This is a genomic window from Flavobacterium marginilacus (assembly GCF_026870155.1).
Classification (GTDB): Bacteria; Bacteroidota; Bacteroidia; order Flavobacteriales; family Flavobacteriaceae; genus Flavobacterium; species Flavobacterium marginilacus.
The window spans coordinates 3,728,651-3,742,729 of record NZ_CP113975.1; the positions used below are offsets into that span (position 1 = coordinate 3,728,651).

General features: G+C 33.9%; 10 protein-coding genes. 8 read left to right on the forward strand and 2 right to left on the reverse strand.

What is annotated here, in order from left to right; all coding sequences use genetic code 11:
- Nucleotides 1-195 precede the first annotated feature (195 nt).
- Both OZP07_RS15335 and OZP07_RS15345 read left to right on the forward strand, forming a co-directional pair.
- Nucleotides 196-1,866 (forward strand): IS1182 family transposase, encoded by a 1,671-nt coding sequence (locus tag OZP07_RS15335; protein ID WP_349293643.1) that lies wholly within the window; start codon nt 196-198, stop codon nt 1,864-1,866.
- Between the two features lie 641 nt (nt 1,867-2,507).
- Entirely contained in the window at nt 2,508-3,161 is a 654-nt protein-coding gene (locus OZP07_RS15345) for a porin family protein (RefSeq protein WP_194644021.1), read from the forward strand.
- A gap of 286 nt (nt 3,162-3,447) precedes the next feature.
- Here the strand turns inward: OZP07_RS15345 and OZP07_RS15350 are convergent, their stop codons facing one another.
- Both OZP07_RS15350 and prfA read right to left on the reverse strand, forming a co-directional pair.
- Nucleotides 3,448-5,646 (reverse strand): DUF5723 family protein, encoded by a 2,199-nt coding sequence (locus tag OZP07_RS15350; RefSeq protein WP_281635782.1) that lies wholly within the window; start codon nt 5,644-5,646, stop codon nt 3,448-3,450.
- A 134-nt stretch (nt 5,647-5,780) separates the two neighbouring features.
- Complete coding sequence (prfA, locus tag OZP07_RS15355) at nt 5,781-6,857, reverse strand: peptide chain release factor 1 (protein ID WP_194644017.1); 1,077 nt, start codon at nt 6,855-6,857, stop codon at nt 5,781-5,783.
- 287 nt (nt 6,858-7,144) lie between these two features.
- Here prfA and OZP07_RS15360 point away from each other — a divergent pair, with 287 nt between their 5' ends.
- From OZP07_RS15360 to OZP07_RS15385, 6 genes are all read left to right on the forward strand, one after another.
- Nucleotides 7,145-8,182 (forward strand): tyrosine-type recombinase/integrase, encoded by a 1,038-nt coding sequence (locus tag OZP07_RS15360; RefSeq protein WP_281635783.1) that lies wholly within the window; start codon nt 7,145-7,147, stop codon nt 8,180-8,182.
- Nucleotides 8,183-8,396: 214 nt separating this feature from the next.
- Nucleotides 8,397-8,879 carry a hypothetical protein gene (locus OZP07_RS15365; protein WP_281635784.1) on the forward strand — a complete coding sequence of 161 codons (483 nt, stop codon included), beginning with the start codon at nt 8,397-8,399 and terminating at the stop codon, nt 8,877-8,879.
- Between the two features lie 14 nt (nt 8,880-8,893).
- On the forward strand, nt 8,894-9,334 hold the full coding sequence (locus OZP07_RS15370) for a hypothetical protein (RefSeq protein WP_281635785.1): 441 nt from the start codon (nt 8,894-8,896) through the stop codon (nt 9,332-9,334).
- Nucleotides 9,335-10,129: 795 nt separating this feature from the next.
- Nucleotides 10,130-10,588 (forward strand): DUF6985 domain-containing protein, encoded by a 459-nt coding sequence (locus tag OZP07_RS15375; protein ID WP_281635786.1) that lies wholly within the window; start codon nt 10,130-10,132, stop codon nt 10,586-10,588.
- A gap of 729 nt (nt 10,589-11,317) precedes the next feature.
- On the forward strand, nt 11,318-12,049 hold the full coding sequence (locus OZP07_RS15380; RefSeq protein ID WP_281635787.1) for a hypothetical protein: 732 nt from the start codon (nt 11,318-11,320) through the stop codon (nt 12,047-12,049).
- Nucleotides 12,050-13,143: 1,094 nt separating this feature from the next.
- Entirely contained in the window at nt 13,144-14,016 is an 873-nt protein-coding gene (locus OZP07_RS15385; protein WP_281635788.1) for an XAC2610-related protein, read from the forward strand.
- Nucleotides 14,017-14,079: the final 63 nt, after the last annotated feature.

Below are 14,079 nucleotides of genomic sequence, written 5' to 3' on the forward strand. Positions count from 1 at the left end.
GCCTAAGCTGTGATAAAGTTGTAAATATCATAAAAGAAAAATGATTCAATAAACGAATATATCAATTATTAATTTTTAAAGAAATATTATGAACACTACAAAACTAAACCAGAGGCTGTCCAAAAAGTAAGGACAGCCTTTTTTTTGCTGTTTTTAATCTAAAATAGTATCTTAGAGTTGCACAAAAAACGAGCAATGGCTAAAGTAATATTTAAATCGCAATCGATCAATACACCGGAACTTTTTCCGATAAATATTTTTGATAAAATTTCAGAAAACCATCCTGTCCGCTTAGTGGATAAGATTGTCAATTCATTGGATATAAGTCATATACTTAAAATATATAAAGGAGGAGGCACCTCGGCCTATCATCCCAGAATGATGCTTAAGGTTTTGTTTTACAGTTATTTAAGCAACGCTTATTCCTGCCGAAAAATAGCAAAGGCACTTACTGAGAACATTCATTTTATGTTTATTTCAGGCAACTCAACTCCTGATTTTAGAACCATTAACGATTTTAGAGGAAAGATTTTAAAAGAAAACATCAAAGATTTATTTGCAGAGGTGGTCAAAATGCTTGTGGAAATGGGCTATGTCAGTCTGGATATCCAATACATTGATGGAACAAAAATAGAAGCCAAATCCAATAAATACACCTTTGTCTGGCGGGGTTCTATTGAGAAATACAAAGAAAAGCTCGAAGTAAAAATCAACAGTATCTTATCCGACATTGAAAACAGTATTTTATCAGATAATCAAGAAGTCAACAAGGAAGAATTACCAAAAAAAATAAACTCGGAAGAGCTGAAAGAAAAATTATCAGAACTCAATAAAAAACTCAAAGAGCCCAACAAGAAGATAACCAAAGAGCTTCAAAAGCTTCAGGAAGAGCACCTGCCAAAGCTTGAAAAATACGAAAAAGATTTAGTGATTTTAGGCAATAGAAACTCCTACAGTAAGACAGATCCTGACGCTACCTTTATGAGAATGAAGGAAGACCATATGAAAAACGGACAGTTAAAACCTGCATACAATCCTCAGATTTCTACTGAAAATCAATTCATTACCAACGTAACCATTCATCAGACACCTAACGACACTACGACTTTAAAATCCCATTTGGAGGAATTTGAAAAAATGTATCAAAAACAAAGCAAAACAGTTGTAGCCGATGCTGGTTATGGAAGCGAAGAAAACTACGAAATGCTTGAAAATAAAGATATAACGGCCTATGTAAAGTATAATTATTTTCACAAAGAACAGAAGAAAAAAATGAAGGACAATCCGTTTCTTGTCCAGAATTTGTTCTACAATATACAGCAGGATTTTTATGTGTGTCCAATGGGACAAAGAATGGAAAACATTGGCAGTGGAAAACGGACATCGGCCAACGGATACGAATCACAAGTATCTTATTATCAAGTAAAAAGATGTCATGGATGTCCGCTAAGAGGTCTATGTCACCAAGCCAAAGGAAACAGGACAATAGAGATAAACCACCGCCTGAACCAATTAAGGGCTAAAGCCAAAGAGCTGCTCACAAGCGAAAAAGGACTCGAACACCGAAGCAAACGCCCAATAGAAGTTGAAGCAGTATTCGGACAGCTAAAAAACAACAATAAATTCAACCGGTTTACTTTCACAAGCATCGAAAAAGTGGAAATGGAATTTCTATTGATGGCTATCGGGCATAATTTTAGAAAAATGATAGCAAAGAACAATGATGCGTCGAAAACTCATCTAAAAATTTCCTTCAGAGTTCTAAATAGAGCCCTAAAAGACCATATTTACCTTTTAAATACTGTAACAGAATATTTTTTCATTAATCAACCAACCCAAAATCGATTCTTGAAATTTGCAGCATAAAAAAAGCTGTCCTTTTCGGACAGCCTCATTAGGTTAGGCAGACTGAAAGTGCAAGGTTGGATTGCAAAAATTGATGAAATTTTGCCACAGATTCATAGATAAAAAATGATTTTAAAATCTGTAATCTGTAGCAAAAACTTTTTTAGAAGCTAAAGCGAAAACTGGAATGAAATAAAGGGAAAACTAAAACAGAAATATGCTGACCTTACGGATGATGATTTATTGTATGAAGAAGGTAAGAAGACGAAATGTATGGGGAAATCCAAAAAAGAATTGGTAAATCAAAAGATGAAATTACAAAATGGATTGCCGATTTGTAATAAATCCGTCCAATTTTTAATTTTTAGGGATTATTAATTTTATATAGGCAGTTCTTAACTCAGACAGATGCTTATCTCAATTATTAACTGAAATAAAGAAAAAAAAATCCAGAAAGCAGCTAAAAAGTTAAAAATCACCAAAACTCAAAGCTCACAAAACCAAAATATTATAACCTCTACTTAATAGTAAAAATTTTCTTAATATAAAAAAGTTTTATATTTTTACATAGCCTATATCTCACTGAATGACAACTATATAAAACTCCAATATAATATAACATAAGAATGAGGATTCTGATGTAACTATGAAAAACCAAAACTATGAAAAATCAAATCGAATTTTTAACTGGACTACTTTTTACGGGATTATCATTGACCAATATTCATGCACAGACGGATCTAAGCGAATTCCAATTTTCAATAAAAGGAGGAGTAAATTTTTCTAAAATTTATGACACAGAAGTAAACCAAAATAATGCATTGACAAGTTTTAATGCTGGTTTTTATCTATCATTCCCTGTAACAGGTATTATTTCTGTACAGCCAGAGGCTTTATACACACAAAAAGGCGGAGAACTAACCTATAACAATCCAGTTTTCTCAGGAAAAACACAATTTCAGCTAAACTATATCGAAGTTCCTATTTTACTAAAAATAAATATAACCAAAAACCTAACTGTTCACTCAGGCCCTTACTTTTCATATCTGATTGATGCCAAAGTCAGTAATAATGCAGACGGAAATCTAATAGACCTTAAAGACACTTATAAAAATGATGATTTCAGCAAAACTGATATTGGTATTTCAGGAGGAATCGGTTTTGATTTTGATTCAATAGGAATTGGTGCCCGTTACAATTACGGATTTTCAGCAATAGGCAAAGAAAGAGAATTTGCAGGCACTGCTTATACCATACCTGATGGAAAAAACAGCAGCATAAGTCTGTATCTGTCTTACAAAATGAATAATAACTAATACCAAATGAAATATAAAATAGTTTGATTATTTTTCCTCCCCCCAATCCTCTCCAAAGGAGAGGAAGTAAAGATTAGATTATTTTATATTTTCATTTCGTATAATAGCTAAGAAACAGGAATCATTTCATTCATTGTACAAACTGCAGTCTTTCTAATATCGCAGACTCTGAACTCTTTGTTTATAGTGCAGGATTAATAATACCATTTATGAAAAAAAAGTATTTTACAAAAAAAATGAGGTCTTTGCAGACCTCATTTTTTATATATAAAAAACAAAAGTTTAATTATAATTTCCCTTCATAAATAGTCCCTACGTGGATTACTTCAGTTCTTCTGTTTTGAGCTCTTCCTGCAGCAGTTTTATTGCTGGCAACAGGTTTTGATGCTCCAAATCCTTTATATGATAAATTTTCAGGATTAACACCTTTAGCAATTAATGCATCCATAACTGCTTTTGCTCTCGCTTCAGAAAGTTTTTGATTAGCTGCTGCATTTCCTACATTATCAGTATGTCCTTCGATAGAGAATTTTGCATTTGGATAATTTTTGATGATTTCCTTAATGGCATCAAGTCTTCCGTCTGTCTGACCTTTATCAGCTGTCTGTAAAACTGCTTTTCCTGTAACAAAGAATACTGCTCTTGCCTGAACTTTAAGTTCTTTCAAAGCTTCTTGAGTTACTTCAGGACAGCCTTTATTGCTTTCTGGTCCAGGAACAGTAGGACATTCATCGTTTTTATCAAGAACTCCATCTTTGTCAGCATCTCTCTCCGGACAGCCGTTATTTGCTGCCAATCCTTTTTCATCAGGACATTTATCATCTTTATCTAACACTGAATCGCCATCAGTATCTACCCAAGGGCATCCTTTGTTTTCAATCGATCCAGCAACAGAAGGACAATTATCAACGTTATCCAAAACAGTATCTTTATCGGTATCTCCCCAAGGACATCCTTTATTTTCGGCTGGTCCTGCTTCTTTTGGACAGGCATCATCCTGATCCAATACAGAATCTCCGTCGCTGTCAGGCCATGGACATCCTTTATTTTCGATAGGTCCGGCAAGTTTTGGACATTTATCATCATTATCAAAGATTCCGTCTTCGTCTGTATCTTTAAATTTGTGCTGATAAACCGGGATTTTAATACCAAAATATACATCAGCCGCTTTTGACTCTTTTGAAACCAAATTAGTAATCACTGAACTAGATCCCACAAACAAAGGTCCAAAACGCAATCCAGCACCTACTTGTGTTCCGCTGTATTCCATGTAATTTACAGGAACTGAAAATGTAAACCATTTTGTTTCATAACGAGGAGTCAAAGCCCATACATTTGCTGTGCTTGTCTGGTTCAAACCTGCTTTATCAACTAAGCTGAGGTTTCCGTTAAGATTCAAATAGAATTTATTATGAATGTTCCAGTCGGCATCCAAATGCAAAGCTGTCGGCATCGCAACATTTATATCTTTATAAGTTATAACCGAATTAGTATAAAATGCTAAAAACTCTTTAATATCTTCAGCCGATTCAACCTGAGCCTGAGAAAGCGTATTATTAAAATTATAAACTTCTTCTTTTACATGTTTATATTTAATTGATCCAATGTCGGTAATAGACACCCCAAAACGCAATTTGTATTTATTCAGATCTTTAAAGTTATTATCAACTGCTTTGGCTTTACTCAAATCATAAGACTCGTAATCTGGTCTCCATTCGTAAATCAAACCAAAATCGGCACCATATCCTTTTGAATCCGGGTCGAATTTCACATCATCATCACCAGTAATAAAATCCTGACTGCTTCCAAGTGTTAATTCTCCTGTTGTAGTAAGTCTGCTGGTTAAAGGATTATTTGTTCTGGTAAATCTTGCAGTTACATTCGACCCTTTAGCATAACTGTTAACCCCTCCTACTAAATATTTAGCTGTCAAACCTCCTTTTAGAAAATGCTGTTTGCTCTGCCATAACACCGCTGCGTAAGAAGCACCAACTTCTCCCCAAGTATGTCCTACTAAATTTGGGTGGCCAACAGGAATATTGAAACTATTAGCATCATCGATACCGTCTTTTAGCTCGTCATAAAGCTCACCGTTTACTTCAGTAGCATTTACAATTGCTCTTGCTCTGGTAAAAATGGCAATCGAATGTTTTGGAGCAATATTAAACATGAACGAAGGCCCCATTACATCAGCAAAAACAATTCCTCCGTTATTTTTTTTAGGAGTCCTAACCCCGTCTTTTTCTACATCATAAGAATCTTTCGATAAATCAAACAGACTTATACCATAAAAATCATTAGTTAAAGTACCACTGGCAGAAAAAAGATTGATATCTGATTTAAAACGAGAATCTGCAATCGAAGCAGGATTGAACAATACTCCCTGCACACCGGCATAATTATCCTGAAAATATCCAGTATAAGATTGGGCCGTGGCCTTAATCGCTGAAAACAGTACAATAACAAAAAATAAATATTTTTTCATTAAATTGGCTTTTAGATTAGAATTAATAAAGGTTATATAAATGTTAATTTTAAAATTCAGTACGAAAATAACATAAAAAAACACTTAATCGATCTTAATCCAATTAAGTGTTTATTATTTTTAAGTAATCTATATTAGAAAACTTCGCTGGCTTCTTTCAATTTCTCCATATTGTTCACCAGCTGCAGTTCGGCAACAATTTTCTGAATATCACCATTCATTATATTACCTAAATCATACAAAGTCAAACCAACACGGTGGTCAGTCACACGGCCTTGTGCATAGTTGTATGTACGAATCTTAGCCGAACGGTCACCTGAACTTACCTGAGAAGTACGCTTTGTAGCATCTTCTTCCTGTTTTTTGGCCAATTCCATTTCGTACAGACGGGAACGTAAAACCGTCAAAGCTTTGTCCTTATTTTTGTGCTGTGATTTCTGATCCTGACACTGCGCTACCAATCCCGTTGGAATGTGTGTCAAACGCACAGCCGATTTAGTAGTATTTACCGATTGTCCTCCTGGTCCTGATGAACAGAAGAAATCCACACGAACATCGTTCATATCAATCTGTACATCAAATTCCTCTGCTTCCGGAAGTACCATAACTGTCGCGGCAGATGTATGCACGCGTCCCTGAGTTTCCGTCTGCGGTACACGCTGTACACGGTGTACACCCGCTTCAAACTTCAGTGTTCCGTAAACATCTTCTCCGGAAACTTCAAAAATCACCTCTTTGAAACCGCCCGAAGTCCCTTCGTTCATATCCACAACCGAAGTTCTCCAGCCTTGGCTTTCGCAATATTTTGTGTACATTCTGAATAAATCTCCGGCAAAAATACTGGCTTCATCTCCACCCGTACCTGCACGAATCTCCACCATCACGTTTTTGGCATCTTCAGGATCTTTCGGAATCAGCATGAACTTAATCTCTTCTTCAAGCTGAGGCAGTCTTTCCTTAGCTTCGTCCAATTGCATTTTGGCCATTTCCACCATATCAGCATCACTTCCATCAGCAATAATTTCATTGGCTTCCTCTATATTGGCCAAAACCAAAATATATTCTTCACGCTTTTCAACCAAGGCTTTGATACTTTTATATTCCTGGTTAAGCAGCACATAGCGTTTTTGATCAGCGATAACATCCGGCTGAATAATCAAATCCGAAATCTCATCAAAACGCTGTTTTACATATTGAAGTCTATCTAACATTTTTCTTTTTCCTTTTAATGGACTGCAAAATTACAATATTTTTTTGTAAAGATTCAAGTTTAAAACTCACAGATTTTATAGTGCCGCTAGTCACTAAATTTCAGCTTAATTATAGTGTCTTTTTTTGGAAGCTGATTCCTGCTGTCCCCTATATCTGTGGTCCTGAACCACAGGACCACAGGATGCCGCTCCCATCAAGGATAGGTTTTTGCGTTTCAGAAAAATAACACAAATCAAAACTATTTCACTAAAAATCAATACCTTTAAAACCATCAACTATACGCCTTATGAACTGGAAAGCACAAGCCATTACGCACAAAAAAGAAAAACGGATAGCCGTTTATTTTGAAAAAAATGCCGATTTAATAACTAGAATCAAACAATTAGATGGAGCCCGATGGAGTCAGACTTTAGGTGTCTGGCATTTACCGGATACTGAAGAAAACCGGATCAGGTTCAAAATCCCTACCCTATTCCCGACTATTCCTTCTGCTGAAGGGATTGAAAACATAGAAAAATTCAAACAATGGCTTCGCTCCAAACGTTATAGCGAAAATACACTTATTACTTACAGCGAAGCCTTGAAATCGTTTTTGATTTTCTATCGGGAAAAACCAATTGCTGAAATCACCAATGAAGATATAACGATCTTCAATAACGAATATATTTTAAAAAATGATTTGTCAGCTTCTTATCAAAACCAAATTATCAATGCTGTTAAATTATTTTTTCAAACTATTCGGGAAACCAAAATTGAGATTGATAAAATTTACCGTCCCAAAAATGCAAAAAGACTGCCTAATGTTTTGAGTAAAGAAGAAACCTTTAGGCTTATTGATCTGACGGCTAATATAAAACATAAAACCTTATTGGCTTTAATTTACTCTTCCGGACTCCGCATCAGTGAAGCTATAAACATGAAAATCATTGATGTTGACAGTCAAAGAATGCTGATTCATATTAAAAATGCAAAAGGCAAAAAAGACCGGTACACCTTATTATCTAACAGAGTTTTAGGATTACTGCGTGAATATTACACTATTTATAAACCTAAAACCTTTTTATTTGAAGGACAGCATGGCGGTCAATACAGTAGCAGAAGTGCTCAATCAATATTACAGCAATCTGCAAAAAAGGCTGGAATTACAAAACCGATTAGTCTGCATACCCTTCGCCATAGTTTTGCCACCCATTTATTAGAAAGCGGAACCGATTTACGCTACATTCAAGATTTATTAGGACACAATAGTCCCAAGACAACAATGATATATACCCACGTAAGCAGTACATCGCTGAAAAAAATCATAAACCCTTTCGATATGTAAGAAATAATTTTAAATTTGTGCAAAGCGAATAAAAATAAAATGCATAAGTTAAACTAAAAACATGCGCATAACATACCAATTGAGAATAAAAAGAGTTGGCTTTATTCGTGTATAAGATAGTTATGCCTCAGTTCAACAGAACTGACGCAGAAAAAAGAACGTTTTTCATAATACTTAAATTTAAAAGATGATTAAAAAGGCAACAGCATCATTAATGTTACTCTTATGTTTTTATTCTTGCGGTAAACAAGAAGCAAGTACCGTAACACCAGAACCAAAATACGAGTACGACCCAAATTCTGAACAATATTCAAAAGCTTCAGATACTTTATCACAGTATGAAAACACAGTCGTAAAAAAAGCAGAACCAACGACCGATGAACAATTTGAAGTATATCATTATATATACTCTAATGGGAATGTTACAAAAGCAGAAGTTAATGTACTCTTTGTTGATGGCAAAAAAGACGAATTACAAATAATTATTGATAAGCCTGATGGACAAAGTGCTGAAATTAATCTTATTAATCCAGTAAGTTTAGGTATGATAAAAGGGATGGATAGCTATATATACACCTCTCCTTCTGACAATAATAAACAAGTGAACGTGTTTTTTCATAATGGACGTAAAATGATGGGTATGACTTTAGGTAACCAAAGTGTTGTTTTTATGAATACTCCAAATTACAAGGAATAATAAAGTATAATTTTATGGAACTCGAAATATTAGACGCTCTTTTAAAATATCTCAAAGACACTAACCATAATACATTCCAACACATAAAAAGTGATGTCAAAAATAAATCTGCATTTTTAAAAGAAATTGATGACAAAACACTTTATTCCGCTTTATTGAAATTAGTTAAAGATGATTATGTTTATGAAGATTTTCAAAAAATGGGCACATTAAGTGGTAACTTATATAATATATCATTTGAAGGGCTTTCATTTATTGCCGAGGGCGGTTATGTTTCACGAAAGGAAAGAAACCAATCACAGGATAAAAAACTGAACGATATTGCAATTGTACAATCTTTTCAGCAAAAGTGGATTCATCGCTTGACTTGGATAATAGGGCTTGGGACTTTGGTTGCAGGTGTATATTATCTGATAGAGATTTTAAAGTTTTTTGGCGTTTTAAAAGCCTGTTAAAATTAAATAAGTTTTCAAAAGAGATCATAATATTAAAGTTTAAATTGTGTTTCTGACTTTAAAATGGTGCAGAAACTAAACCGAAAATTGGAATAAATAAAGAACCGAAGGCATAACAGCCACTACAACGGATTTGGGCAATTGGCTTAATGGAAAAATGGTTTTGTATTTGAAAGATTTTGCAAATCCGAAAACAGGGCTTAATTTAACCCCAAACCCGCTGTAGTGCCAAGACGTTATGCGTAATTGGCAGTAGACTACGGAGTTTCTTGCACAATGAATTTTCGGGATATTTTTTTTGTGATTTTAAAGAATAAAGCATTTAGGCTTCAAGTCTTTCGATTGGGAATCGTAGAAAGTTCACTTTCAATACGTTTGACAACGTACAAGACTTGGCTAAGTTATTAAAAATAAATGACAAAGTCAATACATAGGATAAATCATTTAGTTTCACTAACTTAAAATCACAAAAAAATAGAGCCCTAAAAGCCCATTATTAACTTCGCCTAGCAGGTTTGCTAAGCACAATAAATAATTTGGTTTCATTGATTTTGATTGCGGTTAGAAAAGATAAGATAGTCTATCCAACTCCGTTACTGAGTAAAAATATAGATTGTAAATAGATCAGTAACTACGCATAACACGGGCTAAGCAAAATGCCTTCCGCTTCTATGGATAAAATAGTACAAATTAAAAAATTTGGCTATTTTAGCAATTATTAGTGAAGCGGGCTAAAGAAGGCACTTCGCCTAGCCCGATCACGTTAGCGGTAATCCTACAAAAAACGAAATTACGATGAAATCAAAAATTTTCGGAGATTTAAAAGAAACTGAATATGATTCCGATTGGTTGGAAGCTTCTCCTTTAGAAATTCCATATTTTAGTAATGAAAAAATAAAAATTACATTAGTAGAAAAAGATTCTGAATATATTCAAAATGCAGAAATAGCCTTTGAAAATTTTTTGAAATTAACGGAAACTGATAAAAATAAAGATTCAGAAAAAGTATATGAATATTATGCAGAAATTCTAAAAGCGGGTTATACGAAAAACCTAAACTTGAAAACTAAAAGTGAAATATGGAATTTCGTTACAGTTGGAGAAATAGTTTTGCATTGGAGTGAAAATGGAACAATATATTTATGTGTTTCTTGTGAATGCGAATGGGAAATTGAACACGGATTACAATTATCATTTAAAAATGGAGAAAAGCTTATAAAAGCAAATTCACATTCAGATGATTTTGAAGAGTAAATAATCAGAATAAATAGAAAGGACTACCGCTAACAGCCGTTTGTAGCAATTGGGGTTTTAGGCTGAATTTAAAGATGGTTTTGTACTTGGAAAATTGTGCATAATGGAAAAATCTCGCATCTTTAATCCCCAACTGCTACAAGCGCCAGAACGTTATGCGTAATTGGCAGTAGACTACGGAGTTTCTTGCACAATGAATTTTCGGGATATTTTTTTTGTGATTTTAAAGAATAAAGCATTTAGGCTTCAAGTCTTTCGATTGGGAATCGTAGAAAGTTCACTTTCAATACGTTTGACAACGTACAAGACTTGGCTAAGTTATTAAAAATAAATGACAAAGTCAATACATAGGATAAATCATTTAGTTTCACTAACTTAAAATCACAAAAAAATAGAGCCCTAAAAGCCCATTATTAACTTCGCCTAGCAGGTTTGCTAAGCACAATAAATAATTTGGTTTCATTGATTTTGATTGCGGTTAGAAAAGATAAGATAGTCTATCCAACTCCGTTACTGAGTAAAAATATAGATTGTAAATAGATCAGTAACTACGCATAACACGGGCTAAGCAAAATGCCTTCCGCTTCTATGGATAAAATAGTACAAATTAAAAAATTTGGCTATTTTAGCAATTATTAGTGAAGCGGGCTAAAGAAGGCACTTCGCCTAGCCCGATCACGTTAGTGGCAAGCGTTGAAGAACGTTCAACATAGAAATCCAACTTAAAAAATGGAGAAAGAAAAAAAATACACGATTACACAAGAAGAAACTCAAAATCAAAAGTCAAAAAACCAGTTTTCAAATATTTGGAAAGATTCTGTTTTTAGTAAAGTAATAGCTAATGGAATTTTACTTTTATTTACATTGTTAGCCATAATTATTGGTCAATTAATTAATGTTTCAACAGCAGAAGAGTTTATCAAGTATTTTTTCAATTTTGAAGTTAAACTATATGTATTATTGCTCACTGCAGGAATTATATTCATTGGATATTACTTATATTTAAAATTTTTGAAAAAGAAAGATGACGGTTATAAATCATTTTTATCTCAAATAGTTGGCGATTATAAATTTGCTAATTTGAATAATATCCTATTGACATCATATGAAGAAATACCACCTGTTTTGCAAAAAGAAATGGGTTCAAAAGAGTTAGATTTATTAACTCTATTTAAAATAACAATTCCTCTTTACAGTTCTGGAATGGATTGGGATAATACTAACGACGAATCTGGATTTTTATATTATAGATTAGGTCCAAGGTTAATAAGTTACGGACTTTTAGAAAGAGTACCTTCTATTGACAATAATACAGAAGGAAATATAAATGCGTTTACAATTCAACCAAGTCAAAACGGTTTCAAATTTTTTGCTCTACTCGAAAGCTTTGAAAGAATTGAAAACTCAGAAAGCTATGAAAAAGAGTTTGATGAAAGACAGAAAAAAAACGCCAGCCACTAACAGCCGTTTGGCGAGATTGGGGTTTTAGGCTTAATGGAAAGTTGGTTTTGTATTTGAGAAATTTGTGTTTAACCGAAAAATCTCGCATCTTTAATCCCCAACCTCGCCAAGCGCCAGAACGTTATGCGTAATTGGCAGTAGACTACGGAGTTTCTTGCACAATGAATTTTCGGGATATTTTTTTTGTGATTTTAAAGAATAAAGCATTTAGGCTTCAAGTCTTTCGATTGGGAATCGTAGAAAGTTCACTTTCAATACGTTTGACAACGTACAAGACTTGGCTAAGTTATTAAAAATAAATGACAAAGTCAATACATAGGATAAATCATTTAGTTTCACTAACTTAAAATCACAAAAAAATAGAGCCCTAAAAGCCCATTATTAACTTCGCCTAGCAGGTTTGCTAAGCACAATAAATAATTTGGTTTCATTGATTTTGATTGCGGTTAGAAAAGATAAGATAGTCTATCCAACTCCGTTACTGAGTAAAAATATAGATTGTAAATAGATCAGTAACTACGCATAACACGGGCTAAGCAAAATGCCTTCCGCTTCTATGGATAAAATAGTACAAATTAAAAAATTTGGCTATTTTAGCAATTATTAGTGAAGCGGGCTAAAGAAGGCACTTCGCCTAGCCCGATCACGTTATAGGGCAGTTGTGCCGAAATTACGCAGATAAAAACAATTTGAAAATAAGCATTTGTTTCCGCAGGAAGTTTACAAAGCAGAAGCGTGAAAATTGGAATGGAAATGCGGAAACTTGAAAGTTGGAATGGAAATGTGAAAGCTTGAAAAGCAGAAGCGTGAAAGTTGGAACTTGTCTACAGAAACTTGAAAAGTAAATAATTGAAAATAATAAACCGAAAAGCAGAAACGCAAAAATTGGATTTTGCCAACAGAAGCGTGAAAGTTTTAGGTGAAAAACCGTAATTTCGACAAAAACAACCGCCCTATAACACTTGCTACAAGAGATTTGGGCATTTGGCTTAATTTAAAAATAGTCTTGTATTTGGGAAGTTTAGGCAAATCCGAAAATAAGGCTTAATTTAACCCCAAACCTCTTGTAGCAAGGGAACGTTGGTGGTAACCGTATGAAGAAGACAACGAACATATTAACATTAGTAATTTTGACGATAATTTTGGGTTGTGGACAGACCGCAAACCAAGACGGAAATTCTATTACTAAAAATGACAGTATTCCAAAAACAACCTCTAAAAACGAGCTAACGAAAGAAGAAAGACAAAAACAAATTGAAGAAGATAATAGAATTGATAGCTTACGTCTTAACATAGCATTAAAAGACGCTTTCAAAATTGCACAAACAGAATTCAAAACTGATAATTTCAAAAAAGAATACGAAATTCAACCTGATGACAGTTCCTACACAATCAAAATAGAAATTTTAATCGGCAGACTTTTCAAAGACAATCAAAAGTATTTTCTATTACGCAGACACATTCCTTGGGCAACTTACCTTGACTTATACAAAGTACAAGACGACAAAGCTGAACAACTTATTAACAGAGAACAAGACGGAATGACTTATATCCGAGACACAATATTTGATGCAAATGGAGACGGACATAAAGACTTTCTTGTTCATTGGTATCCTTCTTCAGGTTGTTGTAGACGTGACGTTTACAATGTTTATTTAAACCAACCCGACAAAGGAAATTTTACTAATGACTATGAATTTATCAATCCGACATTTTCAGCGAAAGAGAAAATAATTCGTGGCGTAGAATATGGACACCCCGGAGAAGTAGGACTTTATAAGTATAAATGGAATGGACTTCAAGTCGATACAATTGAATTCATTTATCCAGATGCAAACAATAAAGGACAATTTATCAAAACAAAAAAAGGAACATATAGACCGACAGAAAAGGAGGGCGTTGTTTTAAAAACAGTTCCAAAGGAGTATCAAAAAATTGAAAGCTATGAATGGTTTTCGGACTTTTAACTAACTGACGACAAGAACGGCTACCACCAACCGTCGTTTGGCAATATGGCGGGATTAGGCTTA